The organism is Streptomyces sp. NPDC001851, from assembly GCF_040297165.1.
Taxonomy (GTDB): Bacteria; Actinomycetota; Actinomycetes; order Streptomycetales; family Streptomycetaceae; genus Streptomyces.
In genome coordinates this window covers 197,969-216,973 of sequence record NZ_JBEOYR010000001.1, presented here as the reverse complement: position 1 = coordinate 216,973, position 19,005 = coordinate 197,969, and the positions used below count along the sequence as shown (strand labels likewise).

At 71.3% G+C, this 19,005-nt stretch carries 18 protein-coding genes and 1 pseudogene; 10 read left to right on the top strand and 9 right to left on the bottom strand.

The annotated features are described in order from the left end of the window. Positions 1 to 69 precede the first annotated feature (69 nt). From ABT171_RS00995 to ABT171_RS00985, 3 genes are all read left to right on the top strand, one after another. Positions 70 to 1,887 (top strand): trypsin-like peptidase domain-containing protein, encoded by a 1,818-nt coding sequence (locus tag ABT171_RS00995; protein ID WP_351238355.1) that lies wholly within the window; start codon positions 70 to 72, stop codon positions 1,885 to 1,887. A gap of 104 nt (positions 1,888 to 1,991) precedes the next feature. Then, positions 1,992 to 2,447 carry a sec-independent translocase gene (locus ABT171_RS00990; protein ID WP_351238353.1) on the top strand — a complete coding sequence of 152 codons (456 nt, stop codon included), beginning with the start codon at positions 1,992 to 1,994 and terminating at the stop codon, positions 2,445 to 2,447. A gap of 244 nt (positions 2,448 to 2,691) precedes the next feature. Then, positions 2,692 to 3,357 (top strand): hypothetical protein, encoded by a 666-nt coding sequence (locus ABT171_RS00985; RefSeq protein ID WP_351238351.1) that lies wholly within the window; start codon positions 2,692 to 2,694, stop codon positions 3,355 to 3,357. A 48-nt stretch (positions 3,358 to 3,405) separates the two neighbouring features. On the opposite strand, the gene ABT171_RS00980 is transcribed toward ABT171_RS00985, so the two are convergent. Next, on the bottom strand, positions 3,406 to 6,021 hold the full coding sequence (locus ABT171_RS00980; protein ID WP_351239087.1) for a DUF6185 family protein: 2,616 nt from the start codon (positions 6,019 to 6,021) through the stop codon (positions 3,406 to 3,408). A 186-nt stretch (positions 6,022 to 6,207) separates the two neighbouring features. On the opposite strand from ABT171_RS00980, the gene ABT171_RS00975 reads away from it, so the two are divergent. After that, the gene (locus ABT171_RS00975) at positions 6,208 to 6,612 is read left to right on the top strand and encodes a hypothetical protein (protein ID WP_351238349.1); all 405 of its coding nucleotides are present in this window, start codon (positions 6,208 to 6,210) and stop codon (positions 6,610 to 6,612) included. 27 nt (positions 6,613 to 6,639) lie between these two features. Here ABT171_RS00975 and ABT171_RS00970 read toward each other — a convergent pair whose 3' ends face one another. Genes ABT171_RS00970 through ABT171_RS00960 form a run of 3 tightly spaced genes read right to left on the bottom strand, consistent with a single transcriptional unit; the run spans position 6,640 to position 9,710 of the window. Continuing rightward, positions 6,640 to 7,773, bottom strand: coding sequence for an Mrp/NBP35 family ATP-binding protein (locus tag ABT171_RS00970; protein ID WP_351238347.1), 1,134 nt, complete (start codon positions 7,771 to 7,773; stop codon positions 6,640 to 6,642). 43 nt (positions 7,774 to 7,816) lie between these two features. Next, positions 7,817 to 8,431: a DUF1003 domain-containing protein gene (locus ABT171_RS00965; protein WP_351238345.1), complete on the bottom strand. Its 615-nt coding sequence runs from the start codon at positions 8,429 to 8,431 to the stop codon at positions 7,817 to 7,819. Next, on the bottom strand, positions 8,421 to 9,710 hold the full coding sequence (locus ABT171_RS00960; protein ID WP_351238343.1) for a magnesium transporter MgtE N-terminal domain-containing protein: 1,290 nt from the start codon (positions 9,708 to 9,710) through the stop codon (positions 8,421 to 8,423). Before ABT171_RS00960 ends, ABT171_RS00965 begins: the two co-directional genes overlap by 11 nt. Before the next feature lie 225 nt (positions 9,711 to 9,935). Here ABT171_RS00960 and ABT171_RS00955 point away from each other — a divergent pair, with 225 nt between their 5' ends. Next, positions 9,936 to 10,685, top strand: a complete 750-nt coding sequence (locus ABT171_RS00955; protein ID WP_351238341.1) for a hypothetical protein — start codon at positions 9,936 to 9,938, stop codon at positions 10,683 to 10,685. Between the two features lie 50 nt (positions 10,686 to 10,735). Here ABT171_RS00955 and ABT171_RS00950 read toward each other — a convergent pair whose 3' ends face one another. Both ABT171_RS00950 and ABT171_RS00945 read right to left on the bottom strand, forming a co-directional pair. Beyond that, positions 10,736 to 11,248: a hypothetical protein gene (locus ABT171_RS00950; protein ID WP_351238339.1), complete on the bottom strand. Its 513-nt coding sequence runs from the start codon at positions 11,246 to 11,248 to the stop codon at positions 10,736 to 10,738. 24 nt (positions 11,249 to 11,272) lie between these two features. Then, positions 11,273 to 12,403: a magnesium and cobalt transport protein CorA gene (locus ABT171_RS00945; protein WP_351238337.1), complete on the bottom strand. Its 1,131-nt coding sequence runs from the start codon at positions 12,401 to 12,403 to the stop codon at positions 11,273 to 11,275. A gap of 455 nt (positions 12,404 to 12,858) precedes the next feature. Between ABT171_RS00945 and ABT171_RS00940 the strand changes: the two genes are divergently transcribed. From ABT171_RS00940 to ABT171_RS00925, 4 genes are all read left to right on the top strand, one after another. Next, positions 12,859 to 13,443: a suppressor of fused domain protein gene (locus ABT171_RS00940; RefSeq protein WP_351238335.1), complete on the top strand. Its 585-nt coding sequence runs from the start codon at positions 12,859 to 12,861 to the stop codon at positions 13,441 to 13,443. 199 nt (positions 13,444 to 13,642) lie between these two features. Beyond that, complete coding sequence (locus ABT171_RS00935) at positions 13,643 to 14,284, top strand: DUF6758 family protein (RefSeq protein WP_351238333.1); 642 nt, start codon at positions 13,643 to 13,645, stop codon at positions 14,282 to 14,284. Positions 14,285 to 14,478: 194 nt separating this feature from the next. Further along, the gene (locus ABT171_RS00930; RefSeq protein WP_351239085.1) at positions 14,479 to 15,336 is read left to right on the top strand and encodes a PHP domain-containing protein; all 858 of its coding nucleotides are present in this window, start codon (positions 14,479 to 14,481) and stop codon (positions 15,334 to 15,336) included. A gap of 63 nt (positions 15,337 to 15,399) precedes the next feature. Next, positions 15,400 to 16,005, top strand: a complete 606-nt coding sequence (locus ABT171_RS00925) for a MarC family protein (RefSeq protein WP_351238331.1) — start codon at positions 15,400 to 15,402, stop codon at positions 16,003 to 16,005. A gap of 55 nt (positions 16,006 to 16,060) precedes the next feature. On the opposite strand, the gene ABT171_RS00920 is transcribed toward ABT171_RS00925, so the two are convergent. Then, positions 16,061 to 16,213, bottom strand: coding sequence for a DUF8834 family protein (locus ABT171_RS00920; protein WP_019058373.1), 153 nt, complete (start codon positions 16,211 to 16,213; stop codon positions 16,061 to 16,063). Between the two features lie 218 nt (positions 16,214 to 16,431). On the opposite strand from ABT171_RS00920, the gene ABT171_RS00915 reads away from it, so the two are divergent. Further along, positions 16,432 to 17,337: an NYN domain-containing protein gene (locus tag ABT171_RS00915; protein ID WP_351239083.1), complete on the top strand. Its 906-nt coding sequence runs from the start codon at positions 16,432 to 16,434 to the stop codon at positions 17,335 to 17,337. On the opposite strand, the gene ABT171_RS00910 is transcribed toward ABT171_RS00915, so the two are convergent. Continuing rightward, on the bottom strand, positions 17,334 to 18,215 hold the full coding sequence (locus tag ABT171_RS00910) for an alpha/beta fold hydrolase (protein ID WP_351238329.1): 882 nt from the start codon (positions 18,213 to 18,215) through the stop codon (positions 17,334 to 17,336). The genes ABT171_RS00915 and ABT171_RS00910 overlap by 4 nt on opposite strands. Before the next feature lie 87 nt (positions 18,216 to 18,302). Beyond that, a pseudogene (locus ABT171_RS00905) lies at positions 18,303 to 19,005 on the bottom strand (DEAD/DEAH box helicase); the annotation flags it as partial.

Here is a 19,005-nt window from a genome sequence, read left to right as displayed (position 1 = left end):
CCCGGGGGCGTAGTCGACGTTCCGTGGCCGCCGCCGAAGCGCGCGGCCACGGCCAGCCGTGGGGAGAGCATGGACGAGGGGAACGGCGTCCCGCCGGAGACCGGACCGGAGGGAGCGGCGGGCGTGGCACGCGAGACCACGGAGCGGGACGGAACGCCGGGCGGCAACGGCCCGGCCGGAGCCGAGCCGACGGTTCCCGAACAGCCCGATCCGGTTTCGGCGGACTCCGGGGCGGCTGACGTCGCGTCGGGCGACTTCGCCCTGGCACGTCCGGCCGGATCGGCGGAGGCCGAGGTGGCGGAGGCCGGCTCGGACCGGGCCGGGGCGGAAGAGCCCGGGGCCGTGGCCGACGGCGACTTCGAACTGGCCAAGCCGGCGCCGGGCCCGGCGCCGGCCGAGCCGCTCGAACAAGGGGAGTCCCCCCAGGCGGCCCCCGCCGAGCGGCCGAAGCCGTTGCACGACCCCGACCCCTACAGCACCCCGCCCTACGGCGAGCCCGGCCCCTGGGCGCCCGCACCGCCCGTACAGCACCCGGCGACCCCCTCGGCCCAGGGAACACCCGCACCCGCGCCGGTACCGGGGTCGCACACTCCGGCCGCCGGAGTCGCACCCGCGCCGCACACCGCCGTAGCCGGCGCCCCATCCGTCGGCGCCCACGCCCCCGACGGGGCTCGGCGTTATGACCCGTGGGCCGGCGGTTCGCCCGCGGAGCCGGGGCTGGTGCACGGGGCGCTGCAGCAGACCGGTGCCGGGGTGCTGACGGTCGGGCAGCGCAAACGGCGGGCGAGGCGGCTCGCGCTCGTGTGGACCCTCGTGGTCGCCGTCGTCTCCGCCGGCATCGGCGGGGTCGTCGGCGCCTATGTCGAACGCGAGGCCCTCGGCGGTGACGGGCGTCCGCCGCAGGCCGGAGGCGTGCCCGCCGGACGGCCGCAGGGCAGCGTGGCCGCGATAGCCGCGCTGGCGCTGCCCAGCGTCGTCACGCTGCACGTCACCGGGACCGACCAGGCGGACACCGGCACCGGCTTCGTGCTCGACACCCAGGGCCACATCCTCACCAACAACCACGTCGTCGCGCCCGCCGGATCGGGCGGCGCGATAACCGTGTCCTTCAGCAGCGGCGACACCGTCAAGGCCAAGGTGGTCGGCCGGGACAGCGGTTACGACCTCGCGGTCGTCCAGGTCCACGGCGTGCACGGGCTCACCCCGCTGACCCTCGGCAACTCCGACGACGTCCGGGTCGGTGACCCCGTCGTCGCCATCGGCGCCCCCTTCGACCTCGCCAACACCGTCACCTCCGGCATCATCAGCGCCAAGGAGCGGCCCATCACGGCGGGCGGAGAGGAGGGCGACGGGAGCGACGTCAGCTACGTCGACGCGTTGCAGACCGACGCGCCCATCAACCCGGGCAACTCCGGCGGCCCGCTCCTCGACTCCCGGGCCCAGGTGATCGGCATCAACTCCGCTATCCGTTCGGCCGACAGCGGCTCCGAGTCGGACGGCGGCCAGGCCGGCTCCATCGGCCTCGGCTTCGCCATCCCCGTGAACCAGGCCAAGCGCGTCGCCGAGGAACTGATCAACGACGGCCATGCCACCCACCCCGTGATCGGCGTCACCCTCGACATGGCGTACACCGGCGACGGCGCCCGTATCGACGGCAAGAGCGCGGGCGGCGGGCCCGCCGTGACCCGGGGCGGCCCCGGTGACCAGGCCGGTCTGAAGCCCGGTGACGTCATCACCGAGGTCGACGGAGAGCGGGTGCACACGGCCGAGGAGCTGATCGTCAAGATCCGCGCCCACCGGCCCGGTGACCGGCTGCGGCTGACGGTCCAGCGCGCCGGCACCGACCGGGAGGTCCCGCTCCGGCTGGGCGCCGCGGGGCAGAACTGACACCCCTAGGGCAGAACTGACACAAGTCTCACCTTGGGACGGTACCGGTCGGACAGGAACGCCGGGTACCGTTGAGCGACCGAGGACATCGCAAGGAGCGTCAGGTGTTCAATGACATAGGGCCACTGGAGCTGGTGACGATCATTGTGCTCGCCGTGCTCGTCTTCGGTCCGGACAAGCTCCCGAAGGTCATCCAGGACGTGACGCGGACGATCCGGAAGATCCGCGAGTTCTCGGAGAGCGCCAAGCAGGACATCCGCAGCGAACTGGGTCCGGAATTCAAGGACTTCGAGTTCGAGGACCTCAACCCCAAGACGTTCATCCGCAAGCAGCTGGACAACGACGAGCTGGGGCTGAAGGAGATCCGCAACGGGTTCGACCTGAAGAAGGAGATGGCCGAGGTCACGGACGCCGTCAACGGCCGGGACACCGACCCTTCCGTGGCTTCCGCCACGTCTTCTTCGGCGCCCTCGGTCTCCGGTGCGCGCATCGACATGACCAAGAAGCCCGAGGAGCCCGGCAAGGACGAGCGGCCGCCCTTCGACGCGGACGCCACCTAGCCGCGAGCCCGCCGCCAGGTCGACACGCGCACGCGGGCGCATGCCGCGCACGTGACGCGTTTCATAGCACGCACCCGTCGCACACGTCGTGAACAGGGCGTTCACGCGACCCACGCCTCCAGCGCCTGCCCTGCGGCTCCCACCGGTGTGGATATGCTGCCGAGTTGTTGTGCGGACCGGAGGAGTACGCCCGAAGGGGGGCGGGCCGCCCCGGTCCGACGAGAGCGAGGAGGCGTCCGGGCAGATGGAGACGACGAGTCGGGTGGGCGCGAAGGCGCCGGCCGCGGAGGGTGCGCAGCAGGCCCCCTCCGGCCGGCGTGCGGTCGACGGTTACCTGCTGGCGCCCTTCCCGTGGTACGGCCTCGACGAGGCGTTCACCGGGCCGCGCTGGCTGATGCAGGTGGGCACGGCAGCCGACGGTGCCGTCGAGCACGGTTCGATCGGGCACGGCGACGAGCCCTCCGTCCGGGGCGACGCCGGCTCCGCCGGTGAGCCGCGGGAGAAGTTCGCGGTGGTCGTCACCGTCGCCGCGCACCCTTCCCGGAGGAGCGCCGACGGCACGGGGCTGCTGGAGGCCACCTCGGTCTCCTCGGCCGCGTGGCTGGCCGGGGTGGGGCTGCTGTCGTTCACCTGGCCCGGGCAGATGGACCACACCCTGCGGGACGACTGGCTGGACCAGCAGACGGAGACCGCGTGGGCCCTGGCCGACGATCTGGAGGGCCCGGAGTGGTCCCAGCTCTCCCTGCCGGTGGACGGGGCCGCGGCCTCGTTCTACTACCGGGAGTCGGAGTTCGGCTGGGTGCTGGCCGGCACGACGGAGACGGGCGTGCACCTGGGCGCGTACGGGCGGGGCATGAGCGCGTACGGACTCGGGTTCTCGGTGGTCAAGGACATCGCCGCCTACGCCTGACGTGTCGGGCCCGGGTGCGATGTCTCCCGGGCCCCGCGGGCCGTCCGCTCAGTGCGTCAGGTTGTACAAGATCGTCGCGACGGCCAGGATCTGGGCCAGGAGCCAAGTGATCTGACCGGACACGCCGCGCAGCTGGTAGACGGACAGCAGCAGGGTGAAGCTGCTGGGCCAGTACTGCTGCTCCTCCCGGAACGTCGCCATGTCCATCCAGATGCTGGTGAGTGTCAGGACGATGAGGAGGAGGGCGGTGTACAGGAGGAGCTGGCGAGGATCCGTGTCGAGGATGTGGATGAGCGCAGCGGCCAGCACCACGGGGACGCCGCAGGCGGCGGTGAGGAGCCATGCCCGCACCTGGCTCCGGCGTCCGGGCAGCAGACGCCACAGCGTCCCGAGCGTGAAGCCGGCGGCCGCCCACGCCATCTGATAGAGAATCAGGTCCGCGATGAACTCCGGAAGGCCGATGGCGGAGTACAGGATCTGCTGTCGCCCGTAGGGGTCCTGTGCCTGGTAGTAGAGAAGCAGCGCGGTGGCCGGCGTTCCGAACCAGAAGGCCAGACGCGCTGCGCGAACCGCATTGGACCACCAACGTCCCTCCGGTCCCCAGGCGAGGGCGACGTCCTGCACCGAAATGTGCTGCGGTGGATCGTCTCCTTCGTACTCGCTGACCAGCCACTCATGCAGATCGTGCAGCGTTTCTTCCAACTGCTCATAGGTCACCCCTTCGGCATGGCCGTGATCCAGCAAGTGCATCTGGTGGTTCGCGGTGCGGTATTCGTGGGCTTTCCTCAGCAATTCACTTCGGTGCTCCGGGGCGCCCAGACGCTCTTTGCGGAAACGCTCTCCCATCCGGCTCAGCACGGACCACCGACGCGCACGCCCCACGGCGACAACGGCGTACAGGGCGAGGATGTTCAGGCCCAGCCAGACGCCGTAGAGGGCGCTGGCGCCCGCGAATTTCGCGGCCCGCAGGCCGACGAAGAGGGCGAACAAGGAGACCGTCAGCAGGAGGTCGGGCCCGCTCGGCCCCAGGGGGAAGTGCTCGTCGCCGCCGTGGTCATGTGCTCCGGGTGGCCTGTTGCGGAAGCGCAGCAGGGCTAGCAGGGCGACTCCCGTCAGAACCCAGCTGTAGGCGAAAAGCCAGGTCAGATCGGTGTAGAAGAAATTCTCGAAGATCTTGCTCAGGTATGCGTCGTAACCGGAAGGGTCATGTTCGTCGACGAGCCAGTTGACGCGCTCCCACCGTCGTCTGTTCACCCACCAGGCGCATGCGAGCAGTGCTCCGGCGACGACCGCCAGCAGGCACCCGACGGCTGCCACGCACTTGGCCGGGACCGTGTCCCACCGCCTGGTCCAGGGCTCGCGCAGCAAGCCTCCTTCGCGCGCGAAGCGCCAGGCCCAGGAGACCATGGCCGCCAACCACAGCCACACGGTCGTCAGGCCCAGCACGGCGAGCGCGGTGCGCCCGAAGGCGCTCGTCGTCCTCGGCCTCAGGCTCTCCGGAAGTCCGAAGGCGTCGTGGGTCAGGAGCACCACCAGCCCGATGCATGCGACCGCAGACGCGGTGGAGATGACGGCACGTGCCTGACGACGCCGGATGTCTCCGGGCCGGGCCAGCTCGTCAGGGACGGCGCCAGGTGCGGTCGGTGACGCGCCGAGGCACCAGGGGCGGGCGGCGAGGACCAGACCCAAGCCCGCGGGGATGCAGGCAAGCGCGTGCCACCGGGGGGAAACCTGCTCGTATCGGAGGGACAGGAGCAGTGCCAGGGCGACCCCCGCGCCGAGCCCGGCCCACTCCCACACCGTGCGCGTGGGGCTCAGGTCGCATCGGGCGTCGGTGTCCGGGACATCCGCCGTCGATCGCCGGGCGACCTCTCCTTCCGTTGGCTGACGTGCCGCCCCGCGCGCGGCTGCTTCGTCGCGCCTGGCGCGGCGTGCGGCCACGGCGATCAGGACCGAGGCGCACAGCCACCATGAGCCGATGCCCGCGGTGGCCAAGAGCGACCGGCCGTACCTCACCGGCAGCCAGCGCTGCCAGGGCGGATCGACCTCCACCTGTACGTCTTCGGGCAGCTTGTCCTTCCACACCAGCTGCGTCCCGGTGGAAGAGGATGCCCGTTCCACGAGGTCGTCGAAGTTGAGGCCGCCCAGATCGGCCTCGACCTTCTTCCACCGGATGGTCTGAAGCGTCGGCGGCCACAGATAGATCATCCATGTCTTCCCGGTGGGGATGATCTCCCAAGGGCCCACGAGGACGGGATTCTCTGTGGTGATCCAGTTGTACGCGACGTAGTGCACCTTGACGGAGGAGTCGGTGGCGGTCACCACGGGGTCATGGGGATGCCACTCGTTCCGCGACCCGGGGGTTTCGTCCCCGAGCAGCAGGCATCGCATCGCCTGGCGGTACTGAGGAGACTTCTCCCCGAACGTCAGTTGCTTGGCGAGTGGCCACCGCCTCGGTACCCACACCGTCATGTCGGAAGTGAGCCAGGGAACGGAGCGATCGTGGTGCTCCAACCGCAATGTGGCTTTGACGGTGCTGCCCTTGAGGCTGTCCGACGAACACTCGGCGCTGGAATCCTGCTGCCGCGCCTGCGCTGTTCCGCACTCGCCTGCACAGGCCAACAGCACCAAGAGCGGCAACAACAGCCGCCACCATCGAGTCATCGCCACAGGGCCGGCACCTCTCCGTGTCCCCGCCGAATCTAGACAAAACGCTGTACATGCCATGCACAGACACCCGGCGCAGCCCTGGCACGCACCCCATTGGGGGTGTGCCAGTGGCATTTGCGGGGGCTAGAGCGGCGGCCGACAATGGAACTCGGTGACCGTCAACCGATTGACGGAGGACCCATGACCGACACCGAGGTGGGCGCCCCGCGGAATCCGCTTCCCCGCTTCGAGGAGGCCGAGGGACTGGGGCCGCAGGATGCCGAGTTCGTCAAGGACCTGGTGGCGGTGCTGGCCAGGCACGGGAATCTGAACCGCTTCGGCCTGTGCCTGCTGCACGACCACTTCCCGCTCGCCGCGGACGAGGTGCTGGTGGAGACGAACGACCCGGAGGCTCGCACGCTCCACGCTCACGTGGAGAAGGCGGACAGGACACGGCACGCCAAAGCATCGCAGTGGCGGTTCGTGCCGCACGCCGACCGAGGACGGGGTGGGGAGCCCGCAGCCGGCTCCTGCCAGGAGATCATGCTGTGCACCACGCTTGACCTGTGCCCGGGGCACGAGCATGGGCAGGGGCGCCGTCCGTGAAGGACGGCGCCCCTTCGTCGTGGAAGCCTAGAACTTGTTCTTCGGCGTGATCCCCAGCGACAGCCCCGACAGCCCCCGCTGCCTGCCGCCCAGCTTGCCCGCGATCGCGCGGAGGGCCGAGCCCGCCGGGGAGTCCGGGTCGGTCAGGACCACCGGCTTGCCCTCGTCGCCGCCCTCGCGCAGGCGCACGTCGATCGGGATGGAGCCGAGGACCGGGACGGTCGTACCCGTCGTACGGGTCAGGCCGTCGGCGACCAGCTGGCCGCCGCCCGTGCCGAAGACGTCGACCATCTCGCCGCAGTGCGGGCAGGGCAGCCCGGACATGTTCTCGACCACACCGACGATCTTCTGGTGGGTCTGCACCGCGATGGAGCCGGCGCGCTCGGCCACCTCCGCCGCCGCCTGCTGCGGGGTCGTCACGACCAGGATCTCGGCGTTCGGGATCAGCTGGGCGATCGAGATGGCGATGTCGCCGGTGCCGGGCGGGAGGTCCAGGAGCAGGACGTCCAGGTCGCCCCAGTAGACATCCGCCAGGAACTGCTGCAGGGCGCGGTGGAGCATCGGGCCGCGCCAGACGACCGGGGCGTTGCCCGGGGTGAACATGCCGATCGAGATGACCTTCACGCCGTTCGCCGACGGCGGCATGATCATGTTCTCGACCTGGGTGGGACGGCCGTCCGCGCCCAGCATGCGCGGCACCGAGTGGCCGTAGATGTCGGCGTCGACCACGCCGACCTTCAGGCCGTCGGCGGCCATCGCCGCCGCCAGGTTGACCGTCACCGAGGACTTGCCGACGCCGCCCTTGCCGGAGGCGACCGCGTAGACCCGGGTGAGGTTGCCGGGCTTGGCGAAGGGGACCTCGCGCTCGGCCTGGCCGCCGCGCAGGGCCGTCGCCAGCTCCTTGCGCTGCTCGTCGCTCATGACGTCGAGCGTGACGTCGACGCGGGTGACGCCCTCGACCCGGGAGACCGCCTCGGTGACGCGCTGGGTGATGGTGTCGCGCATGGGGCAGCCGGAGACCGTCAGGTACACGGTGACCGCGACCGCCCCGTCCGCGCCGATCTCCACCGATTTGACCATCCCCAGCTCGGTGATGGGTCGGTGGATCTCCGGGTCGTTCACCGTCGCCAGCGCCTCGCGCACCGCGTCTTCCGTAGCCATAAGGACGATGGTACGGCGCGCCGAGGGGCCGGAGGGATGCCCCTCAGCGGTCGTCTGTGTCACGTCCCGGCGGGCGTTCTGCCCGTTCCGCCGGGAATACGACATGGCCGGGGTGCCCGTCGTGACGGCGGCGCTCCTCCAGCTCCTTGACCAGGTCCTGCAGCTCCGAGCGGATCCAGTCGCGGGTCGCCACCTCGCCCAGGCCCATGCGCAGCGCGGCGACCTCCCGGGTCAGGTACTCGGTGTCGGCGATGGACCGCTCGTTCTGCTTGCGGTCCTGCTCCAGGTTGACCCGGTCGCGGTCGTCCTGCCGGTTCTGCGCGAGCAGGATCAGCGGGGCCGCGTAGGAGGCCTGCAGGGACAGCACCAGCGTCAGGAAGATGAACGGGTACGGGTCGAAGCGCAGATGGCTGGGCGCGGTGATGTTCCAGGTCAGCCAGACGATGATGACGACCGTCATCCAGACGATGAAGCGTCCTGTGCCCAGGAAGCGGGCGATGCGCTCCGACAGCCGGCCGAAGGCCTCCGGGTCCCACTCGGGCAGGAACCGGCGGCGCGGCGGGCGCGGTTGGTCCAGGCGGGGCGTACGGGGCCGGGTCGCGGCCGTCGCGCCCGCCGGGGTGGTGCGCTCACGGGTGCTCTCACGCTCAGGAGCCATGTGCGGCCGCCCCCTCTCCCTCGGCCAGATGGAACTCGGTCTCCCGCCAGTCCTCCGGCAGCATGTGGTCCAGTACGTCGTCCACGGTCACCACTCCCAGCAGCGACCCGGACTCGTCCACCACGGGCGCGGCCACCATGTCGTACGTGGCGAAGAACCCGGCGATCACGGGCAGCGCCGCGTCCGGGGCCAGGGTCTGCAGGTCCTCGTCCAGGAGCGCGCTGACCAGGGTGTACGGGGGGTCGCGCAGCAGCCGCTGGAAGTGCACGGTGCCCAGGTACTTGCCGGTCGGGGTCTCGTCGGGCGGGCGGCAGACGTAGACCTGGGCGGCGAGGGCGGGGGAGAGGTCGGGGTTGCGGACCCGGGCGAGCGCGTCGGCGACCGTGGCGTCCGGGCGCAGCACGATCGGCTCGGTGGTCATCAGACCGCCGGCCGTGTGCTCCTCGTACGACATCAGGCGGCGCATGTCGGCCGCGTCGGACGGCTGCATCAGGCTCAGCAGCCGCTCCTTGTCCTCCTCGGGCAGCTCGGAGAGCAGGTCGGCCGCGTCGTCGGGGTCCATGGCCTCCAGGACGTCCGCCGCGCGCTCCTCCTTCAGCTTGCCGAGGATCTCGATCTGGTCGTCCTCCGGGAGTTCCTCCAGTACGTCGGCCAGGCGGTCGTCGTCGAGCGCGGCGGCGACCTCGGCGCGCCGCTTGGGGGAGAGGTGGTGCAGGACGTTGGCGAGGTCGGCCGGGCGCAGCTGCTCGAAGGTGGCGAGCAGGCTCTCGGCGCCCTGCCCGTGCTCCTCCAGGGAGAACCCGGTGACGGCGGACCACTCGACGGTCAGCGTCTCGCCCCTGGCCCGCCGGAAGGCGGTCGCCTTGCGGCCCTTGCGGACGAAGACGCGGTCGACCTCCCAGTCCCGGCGGGCGGGCAGCTGCTGCACGGACACGTCGAGGACGGTGACCTCCTCGCCGGTCTCCGCGAGCCGCACGCGGCGGTCCAGCAGCTCGCCGAAGACCAGCCGCTCGGTGGGCCGCTGTTCGAAGCGCCGGACGTTCATCACGCCGGTGGTGATGACCTGCCCGGACTCGACCCCGGTGATCCGGGTCATGGGCAGGAAGATACGGCGCCGGGTGGCCAGTTCGACGACCAGTCCGAGCAGGCGCGGGGGCCGCCGGCCCACGCGCAGCATCACGACCAGATCGCGGACGCGGCCCACCTGGTCGCCGCTCGGGTCGAAGACGGGGACCCCGGCGAGGTGCGAGACGAAGATCCGGGGGGCGCCGGCTGCCATGACTGTGCTTCCTCTGCTGACGTGCCTGGGAATCGCCCTTTGATCGGGTGTTCCGCTTTCTTTGTGAATTGCTCGGATTTGCCCGCTCGGGTGCGCTTCAGGCTAGCCCGTACTGCTCGGATACGCCCTGGTGGGGGGTCCGGACGGACTGGCTCCGCCGGACGGCCCGGGCACCGGTACGCTGCGGTACTCCGCTCCGCAACCGTCAGAAAGGCGCCCCCACCTGTGACTGTGATTCCCCAGGGCCGTGCCCGCCGGGCGGCGCGGGTGACCGCGTTCTGCGCACTCGCCGTGACGGGGACGGCGGTGCTGGCCGGGTGCGGGGGCGGCGATCCGGACGCGGGGACGAACGGCGTGGGCAAGCTGCCCGCCGACCGGATCCAGGCGAAGACGCGGGCCGCCGCCCAGGGGGCACCGGCGGTACGGCTGGCCGGGACCGTGGTCACCAGCGGGCGGACGTACCAGCTGGACATGCGGTTGAAGGCCGACGGCGGCACCGGGTCGGTGACCTCGAAGGGGGCGACCTTCAAGCTGCTCAGGGTCGGGAAGCAGCTGTATCTGAAGGCCGACGCGGACTTCTGGAACCAGGCCGGCGGCAAGGGCGGCGGCGACGGTACGGCCGGGACGCTGAACGGCAAGTATGTGAAGGTGCCGCAGGGAGACCCCGCGTACCGGAAGTTCAGCGGCTTCACGGACAAGGACCTCCTTCTCGAAGGACTGCTGACACTGCACGGCACACTGGCGACGGACGGCCACCACGACGACGCGGGTACCCGCACCATCCGCATCACCGGCGACAAGGGTTCCGGCGGCAGCCTCGACGTCTCCCTGGAGGGCACGCCGTATCCCGTCCGCCTGGTCCGCGCCGGCGGCGCGGGCACGCTCACCTTCTCCGACTGGGGCAAGGACTTCGCCGTAGCGGAGCCCGCGAAGGATGAGACCGTGGATTACGGCAGGCAGCTGCCGGCCTCCTAGCCGGGGGCCGGGAGTTCCCGTCCGGGCCGGCTGAAGCTCCGGTCCGGCCGTTACTTCTTCCGCCGCTTCGCAAGCAGCCTCGGCAGGCCCGCCGGGACCGGCATCCGCGTGGTCGCCGGCGTCGCCACCGGTGCCGCCGCCAGGCTGCCGGACGGCAACGGCGCCACCGGCCCCGCCGGAGCCAGGCGCAGCACCCGGCACTCGCGGGACCAGCGGGCCGGCATCTCCTCGCCGTCGGGCGCGTTCAGGCGCTTGCCCTTCAGCTCGGCGACCGCCGCCTGCCACTCCTCGGTACCGGGCGCCAGCTCGGACACGGTCGCCGGGAACGTCACCAGCCGGCCGCCCTTGTCCTTGCTGCGCACGGTCACCTCGGCGGAGCCCCCGTCGGCCAGCCCCTGAAGCGGCTGCTCACCGGGCCCGTCGCCGACCAGGCACACCGCGCCCTCGTGCCACACGTGCCACAGCGCACGCGCGGCCGGGGCACCGGCGGCCCTGACCCAGATGAGGCCGGACTTCTTCGCGGCCTCCTCGATGAGGGCCCGGTCGAGCAGCTCGCTTGTCATGTGCCCAGCCTATCCAGCGCCCGCTCACAGCCAGCCGTTGCGCTTCAGCGTGCGGTGGATGCCGAGACAGATGACGACCGTGATGCCCATGATCACCGGGTATCCGTACTTCCAGTGCAGCTCGGGCATGTACGTGAAGTTCATGCCGTAGACCCCGCACACCATCGTCGGTACGGCGATGATCGCGGCCCAGGCGGTGATCTTCCGCATGTCCTCGTTCTGCGCGACGGACGCCTGCGCCAGGTTGGCCTGGAGGATGGAGTTGAGGAGCTCGTCGAAGCCCAGCACCTGCTCCTGGACCCGGGCGAGGTGGTCGGCGACGTCCCGGAAGTACTTCTGGATGTCCGGGTCGATCAGCCGCATCGGCCGCTCGCTCAGCAGCTGCATCGGCCGCAGCAGGGGAGCCACCGCCCGCTTGAACTCCAGCACCTCACGCTTGAGTTGGTAGATCCGCGCCGAGTCCACACCCCGGGACACCCCGCCCTTGCGGCCCGGCGAGAAGACCTCGGTCTCCACCTCGTCGATGTCGTCCTGCACCGCGTCGGCGACCGCGATGTAGCCGTCCACGACATGGTCGGCGATCGCGTGCAGCACCGCCGAGGGGCCCTTGGCCAGCAGCTCCGGGTCGTCCTGCAGACGGTGGCGCAGCGCCCTGAGCGAGCCCTGGCCGCCGTGCCGGACGGTGATGAAGAAGTCCCGCCCGGTGAAGCACATGACCTCGCCCGTCTCGACGACCTCGCTGTTGGCGGTGAGCCGGTCGTGCTCGACGTAGTGGATGGTCTTGAAGACGGTGAAGAGCGAGTCGTCGTACCGCTCCAGCTTGGGCCGCTGGTGCGCCTGCACCGCGTCCTCGACGGCCAGTGGGTGCAGTCCGAACTCGCCCGCGATACCGGCGAATTCGGCCTCGGTCGGCTCGTGCAGCCCGATCCACACGAAGCCGCCGTCGCGCCGCACCAGCCGCATCGCCTCGTGTGGGGTGAGCGGCTTCGCGCTGGCGACCCGGGCACCGTCGCGGTACACGGCGCAGTCCACGACCGCCGAGGGCGTGGCGGGGTCGCGGGTGGTGTCGTACGACGGGCTCGACGCGCCCGTGGTCTTGCGCAGCGAGACGCGGGACGGGCGGACCACGGCGCGCAGGTCGCGGATCATCGACATGGGCAGGCTCCTTCGCGACAGGCAACGAAAGACCGCCGGCGACGGGTGGAACTACCCGGAATGGGGACGTTGTCACTGCGGATGTTTGGCACGTCCACAAAGCGGGGAGCACCGCACCGTCGCGGTGGCGACTTCGCTACTGATGCAGAACTGATGCAGATCAGGCAAAGCAGGACGAAGTGCTCTTCCGAAGGGCGGACACGGCGAGACGCGTCGAACAGCCGGAAACCAGCCAGTGAGCAGATTCAGCGGGCGGAAGAGCGAGTGGTACTGCACGGTCGACTTCGATCCATGACAGCCCCACCTCCTCCGGCCGGTCCCTCGTAAGGGAGTCTGAGTGTCGGGACTTGACGGCACGCTCTGCGGGCTGCCCCGAACCACCGGCTCAGCGTAGCAGTCGCCCGATGTGTCAAGGTGCCGCTTTGCCCGCTACTGACGAGTTCTATGCTCACCGCATGGTTGATGTTCTTCCTCTGGTCGAGGCACGGTTGACCACCGCGCTGGGCGAACCGGACGCGCGCGCCGCCGTCACCTTCCTCGGCACGGACCGCATCGAGGTGCTCCGGTTCCAGGAGGGGGACGTGGTCCGGTACGCCACCCTCGGCATGTCCGCGCACCCCATGACCGACCCCACCGCGATGCTCGCCGACCCGGTCAAGGGGCCCCGCGCCGAGCTGGTCCTCTCCGTCCGCGCAGGTGCCGCCGACACCGACAAGGTGCTCCGTCCGCTCGCCGTGCTGGCCGCGTCCCCGCAGGTGGAGGGGCTGATCGTGACCCCGGGCGCCTCCCTGGACGTGGGCGACCCGCTGTGGCCCGGCGCCCCCTTCACCTCGGTCCTGGTGGGCGAGCCCGGCGGCCTGGTGGAGGACCTGGAGCTGGACGACCCGATGGAGCCCGTACGGTTCCTGCCGCTGCTGCCGATGACCCCCAACGAGGCCGCCTGGAAGCGGGTGCACGGCGCCCAGGCCCTCCAGGAGCGCTGGCTCGCGAACGGGACGGACCTGCGCGACCCCGCCCGCAGATCCGCCCCGTTGGACTAGGCGGCGCCGGCGTGAGCAACCTCACCAACTGACGTCCCGGTGCGGCCGGTTGGCCCTGCCGAGGCCCCGGCCGGCCACGGGGCGGCGAAACGGTCGGCGGCGTCGCGGGCAGGGGCGGGCAGGCGCCGGGGCGACGTGTTCCGTCCGGACGGGTGATCATCCTTGACGTGGGCGGGCAGGGGTAGGACCGTGGAGCCCTATGAGGGGCGAACCCAGTTGCCCGCGGTGTGGTGGCCGGGTCAGGGCTCCCGGCCTCTTCGCCGATGCGTGGCAGTGTGATGTGCACGGCACGGTGTATCCGCTGCAGCCCGTGATCCCGCCCAGCGTCGAAGCCCTCGGTGCCGTCGTGCACCGCACGCATGTCCCGCTGTGGATGCCCTGGCCGCTGCCGGTCGGCTGGCTCTTCACGGGCGTGGCCTACGCCGGCGACGACCGCAGCGGTGGCCGCGCGACCGCCGTGGCCTGCTCCGGCCCCGGCCCGCTCGGCGGCCCCGGGGAGCTGATCCTGGTCGCCGAGGAGCTCGGCGTCGGTCTCGGCGCGCGGTACGCGGGCATCGACGGCCCGGACCCGGGGTCCTACATGAACATCGAGAAGCCGCCCCAGGCGAAGGTCCTGGCCGCCGGCCGGCCGACCCCGCTCTGGCACGTCTACCGCACCCCCGACGACCGTGCGGTCTTCGCCGGCGAGGCGCTCGGGATGTGGCTGTGGGCGGTGATGTGGCCCGAGCAGTCCGGGCTGCTCATGTACGACGAGCTGGTGCTGACGGATCTGCGGGAGGCGGGGGCGGAGCTGGATCTGGTGCCCTGCGGAGCGTTGTCGCCGCGCTTGCTTCGGCCGTAGCGCCCACTGGGGTGCCGGGTGCCGGGTGCTGTGTGGTGGCGGGTGCGGGTGCGTTGTGGTTGCTCGCGCAGTTCCCCGCGCCCCTGAGGGGGCTGCAGTAGGGGGCGCTCGATGGGTTCGGGTGTGACAGCGGGGCTGGAAAATCCCGCTATCCTTAGGTGTCCCCGTCCGTCATGTTCCCGTCTGGAGTCACCGTGCGCATCGATCTGCACTGTCACTCCACGGCCTCCGACGGTACGGACACCCCGGCCGAGCTCGTGCGCAATGCCGCCGCCGCCGGGCTGGACGTCGTCGCGCTGACCGATCACGACACCACCCGTGGACACGCCGAGGCGGTCGCCGCGCTGCCCGAGGGGCTGACGCTGGTCACCGGCGCCGAGCTGTCCTGTCGCATCGACGGCGTCTCCATGCACCTGCTCGCCTACCTCTTCGACCCCGAGGAGCCCGCTCTGCTCGCCGAGCGTGAGCTGGTGCGGGACGACCGGGTGCCGCGGGCCAAGGGCATGATCGCCAAGCTCAACGCGCTGGGCGTGCCGGTCACCTGGGAGCAGGTCGAGCGGATCGCGGCCGGCGGTTCCGTGGGGCGCCCGCACGTCGCGACGGCGCTGGTCGAGCTGGGCGTCGTACCGACGGTGAGCGACGCGTTCACCGAGCAGTGGCTGGCCGACGGCGGCCGGGCCTTCGTGGAGAAGCACGAGACCGACCCGTTCGAGGCGATCCGGCTGGTCAAGGGCGCGGGCGGGGTCTGTGTCTTCGCGCACCCGGCTGCCGCCAAGCGGGGTCGTACGGTCCCGGAGGCGGCGATCGCCGAGATGGCCGCGGCCGGTCTCGACGGCGTCGAGGTCGACCACATGGACCACGACGCCGAGGCGCGCGAGCGGCTGCGGGGCCTGGCGAAGGAGCTGGACCTGCTGGTCACGGGCTCCTCGGACTACCACGGCAGCCGCAAGACCGTGTCGCTGGGCGCGTACACGACCGACCCCGAGGTGTACGGGGAGATCACGCGACGGGCGACCGGCGCGTTCCCGGTGCCGGGCACCGGCGGAGCCTGAGGCCGTCAGCGGCCCTCACACGCCCGTAGTTCACCCTTTTCCAGCAAGGCCAGTACTTCCCCCATGTTCGACATCGCCGTCTTCGGCTCCCTGTTCCTGACCCTTTTCGTCATCATGGATCCCCCCGGGATCACCCCGATCTTCCTCGCCCTCACCGCCGGCCGTCCGGCCAAGGTGCAGAAGCGCATGGCCTTCCAGGCCGTGTGCGTGGCGGGCGGGGTCATCGCCACCTTCGGCGTCCTGGGCCACCAGATCCTCGACTACCTGCACGTCTCCGTCCCCGCGCTGATGATCGCGGGCGGTCTGCTGCTCCTGCTGATCGCGCTGGACCTGCTCACCGGCAAGACCGACGAGCCGAAGCAGACCAAGGACGTGAACGTCGCGCTCGTACCGCTGGGCATGCCGCTGCTGGCGGGGCCCGGGGCGATCGTGTCCGTGATCCTGGCCGTGCAGAAGGCCGACAGCGTGTCCACGCAGATCTCGGTGTGGTCCGCGATCCTCGCGATCCATGTCGTGCTGTGGCTGGTGATGCGCTACTCGCTGCTGATCATCCGCGTCATCAAGGACGGCGGTGTGGTGCTGGTGACCCGGCTCGCGGGCATGATGCTCTCCGCGATCGCGGTGCAGCAGATCATCAACGGGATCACTCAGGTGATCCGGGGGAGCTGAGCCCTCGTCGGCTCGGCTCCCCCGGAAGGCTTGAGTGGCGCGGAACGCGTGAGCGTTACGAGGCCTTGGTCTCGGCCGGGCGGATCCACAGGCGCTGTCCGATGGCGGCGGCCTGCTGAACGATCCGGTTGACGGAGGCGGCGTCCACGACGGTGCTGTCCACGGTGGTGCCGTCGACCTCGTCGAGTCGCATGATCTCGAAGCGCAAGGGCTTCTCCCTTCGTCTGGTCATCCTCCTGCGGAGAACTACTTGGCGCACCGGTTGTGTATCCGGTGTCGTACGGAGTCAACACGTTCCTTGTTACAAACATTCCCTACGCTAAAGAAATTTTTCGAACGACTAATTACTGACCGGTAAGTCGGTCCCCTCGGTGCTCCCCGGGACCGATCGGGACCGGTTGTGTTCGCACTGTGACGACCAGGACAATGGTCGCGATGAACGACGAACTCGCGGCCCTGGGCGCCCGCATCGACCACACGAACGAGCTGCTGAAGCGCATGCTCGCCGAGGTGGCGAAGACGCCCTCCACCCACGCGATCTTCGTCGACGCGGGCTATCTGTACGCGGCGGTGGGCCGGCTGGTCGCGGGGACCGAGGACCGCCGGGCCTTCGACCTGGACGCCGAGGGCCTGATCGAGGCCCTCATCGACCGGGCCCGCTCGGTCTTCGCGGACAGCCGCCTGCTGCGCGTCTACTGGTACGACGGCGCCCGCCGCCGCATCCACACCGCCGAGCAGCAGGCCATCGCCGAACTGCCCGACGTCAAGGTCCGCCTGGGCAACCTCAACGCCAACAACCAGCAGAAGGGTGTCGACTCACTGATCCGCACGGACCTGGAGTCCCTCGCCCGGCACCGCGCCATCAGCGACGCGGCGCTCCTCGGCGGCGACGAGGACCTGGTCTCGGCGGTCGAGGCGGCGCAGGGGTACGGCGCCCGTGTCCACCTGTGGGGCATCGAGGCGCCCGAGGGCCGCAACCAGGCCGAGCCGCTGCTCTGGGAAGTCGACAGCCAGCGCACCCTCGACCTGGAGTTCTTCAAGCCGTACGTCTCCCGCCGCACGGCCGCCGCCTACGACGCCACCGCCGGCGCCCGCCCCACCCGCGAGGACGTCCGCTTCGTCGGCGCCCAGATCGCGGCCAAGTGGCTGGCCTCCCGGGGCCGCGAGGCCCTCGTCGAGCTGCTCCCCGGCCACCCCTACCTGCCCGGCTCCGTCGACCAGGACCTGCTGGTCGAGGCGGAGAGCCTGCTGCAGTACTCCCTGCGCGGCCAGGCGGACCTGCGCCGCGCCCTCAGGGACGGCTTCTGGGGGCATCTGCAGGCGCAGTTCTAACCTTCTCCGCCCGTGGTGTCCCAGAAGTCGGCGAGGGCGCGCGCCGTGGCCAGGGGCCGGTCGGTGTTGGGGGAGTGCTCGGCGTCCTCGATCACCGTCCGCCGCGCGTCCAGCCGTACCGCCATGTCGTCCAGCAGGGGCAGCGGCCAGGTGTCGTCCCGGGAGCCGGACAGGATGTGGAACGGCAGCGGTACGGCGGCCAGTTCCGCGACCCGGTCCGGCTCCGTGCACAACTGGCGCCCGGTGGCGAGGAGCTGGGCGGGCCGGGTGCCCAGCCAGCGGCGCCGCAGGTCGTCCCGGTCGTCGAGGCCGCCGTCGAGTGCGGCCGTCTCGGTCTCCTCGGGCGTCTCCATCGCCCGCATCGCGTCCCAGACCTCCGCCATCGACATCACCGCGAGCGCGTCCCGCAGCAGCTTCACGCGCTGCTGCTGGGACTCCGAGATCTGTGCGGGGCCGGACGCCATGAGGGTGAGCGACCGGAAGGGGGCGTGATCGAGCAGCACGGCGGCGCGGGAGATCTGCCCGCCGAGGGAGTGACCCAGCAGATGCACCGGCTGCCCCAGCGCCTCGGCCTGGGCCAGCACGTCCCGCGCCAACTCCTCCTGCGCATAGGCGGACTGATCGCTCTCGGGCCCGTCCGACTCGTACTGGCCGCGCCCGTCGACGGCGACGGTCCGGTACCCGCGCTCCGCGAGCGGCACGTGCAGCGGATTGAAGTCCTCCTTGCTCCCGGTGAACCCCGGCAGCAACAGCGCGACCCCTCGGGGCTCCACCCCGTCGGCCACGGGAGCGTCGACGACGGCGAACTCCCCCCGCGCGGTCCGCAGGGAGTACGCCCGGGCACCGGGCGGCGGGACGAAGGTGGCGGGCCTGCTCATGGGGAGAGGCTATCGGGCCGGTGCGGGCGGAAACGCGACGGCCCGGCCCACCTGAGTGGACCGGGCCGTCGGTGACGGTGTGCCGGATCAGCCTTCGACGGCCTCGACGGCCGCCGTGGCCTTGCGGGTACGGCGGCGCGGCTTGGCCTCCGGCTCCTCGGTCGCCTGTGCGGGGATCTCCACAGCGGCCGTCTTGCGGGTCCGTCGCGGCTTGGCCTCGGCCTCGGCGGCTTCGGGTGCGGCGGCGGCGGTCTTCCGCGTACGACGGGGCTTGGCTTCCGCGCCTTCGGCGGTGTCGACGGCGGCGGCGGTGGTCTTCCGGGTCCGGCGGGGCTTGGCCTCGGCCTCGGGGGCCTCGGCCGTCTCCGGCGCGGCAGCGGCCGTCTTGCGGGTCCGTCGCGGCTTGGCCTCGGCCTCGGGGGCCTCGGGTGCGGCGGCGGCGGTCTTCCGCGTGCGGCGGGGCTTGGCCTCGGTGGCCTCGGCGGTGTCCACGGCGGCTTCGGCGGCGGCGGTGGTCTTCCGGGTCCGGCGGGGCTTGGCCTCGGCGGTCTCGGTGGTGGCCGTGGCCGTCTCGGCGGCAGTGGCCGTCTTGCGGGTGCGGCGCGGCTTGGTCGCCGGGGCGGGCTCCTCCGTCGGGGCCTCCGCCACGACGGACGCGGCCTCGGCGGCCGGCTCCGCTGCCTTACGGGTGCGACGGCGGGGCTTGGCCTCGGTGGCCTCGGCGGTGTCCACGGCGGCTTCGGCGGCGGCGGTGGTCTTCCGGGTCCGGCGGGGCTTGGCCTCGGCGGTC

Coding starts and splice junctions, on each gene's coding strand:
- ABT171_RS00985 (WP_351238351.1), top strand. CDS start 2,692: ATGGAGACGACGAGTCGGGTGGGCGCGAAGGCGCCGGCCGCGGAGGGT.
- ABT171_RS00925 (WP_351238331.1), top strand. CDS start 15,400: ATGTTCGACATCGCCGTCTTCGGCTCCCTGTTCCTGACCCTTTTCGTC.
- ABT171_RS00995 (WP_351238355.1), top strand. CDS start 70: ATGGACGAGGGGAACGGCGTCCCGCCGGAGACCGGACCGGAGGGAGCG.
- ABT171_RS00980 (WP_351239087.1), bottom strand. CDS start 6,021: ATGACTCGATGGTGGCGGCTGTTGTTGCCGCTCTTGGTGCTGTTGGCC.
- ABT171_RS00965 (WP_351238345.1), bottom strand. CDS start 8,431: ATGGCTCCTGAGCGTGAGAGCACCCGTGAGCGCACCACCCCGGCGGGC.
- ABT171_RS00940 (WP_351238335.1), top strand. CDS start 12,859: ATGGTTGATGTTCTTCCTCTGGTCGAGGCACGGTTGACCACCGCGCTG.
- ABT171_RS00950 (WP_351238339.1), bottom strand. CDS start 11,248: ATGACAAGCGAGCTGCTCGACCGGGCCCTCATCGAGGAGGCCGCGAAG.
- ABT171_RS00970 (WP_351238347.1), bottom strand. CDS start 7,773: ATGGCTACGGAAGACGCGGTGCGCGAGGCGCTGGCGACGGTGAACGAC.
- ABT171_RS00935 (WP_351238333.1), top strand. CDS start 13,643: ATGAGGGGCGAACCCAGTTGCCCGCGGTGTGGTGGCCGGGTCAGGGCT.
- ABT171_RS00915 (WP_351239083.1), top strand. CDS start 16,432: ATGGTCGCGATGAACGACGAACTCGCGGCCCTGGGCGCCCGCATCGAC.
- ABT171_RS00945 (WP_351238337.1), bottom strand. CDS start 12,403: ATGTCGATGATCCGCGACCTGCGCGCCGTGGTCCGCCCGTCCCGCGTC.
- ABT171_RS00975 (WP_351238349.1), top strand. CDS start 6,208: ATGACCGACACCGAGGTGGGCGCCCCGCGGAATCCGCTTCCCCGCTTC.
- ABT171_RS00910 (WP_351238329.1), bottom strand. CDS start 18,215: ATGAGCAGGCCCGCCACCTTCGTCCCGCCGCCCGGTGCCCGGGCGTAC.
- ABT171_RS00960 (WP_351238343.1), bottom strand. CDS start 9,710: ATGGCAGCCGGCGCCCCCCGGATCTTCGTCTCGCACCTCGCCGGGGTC.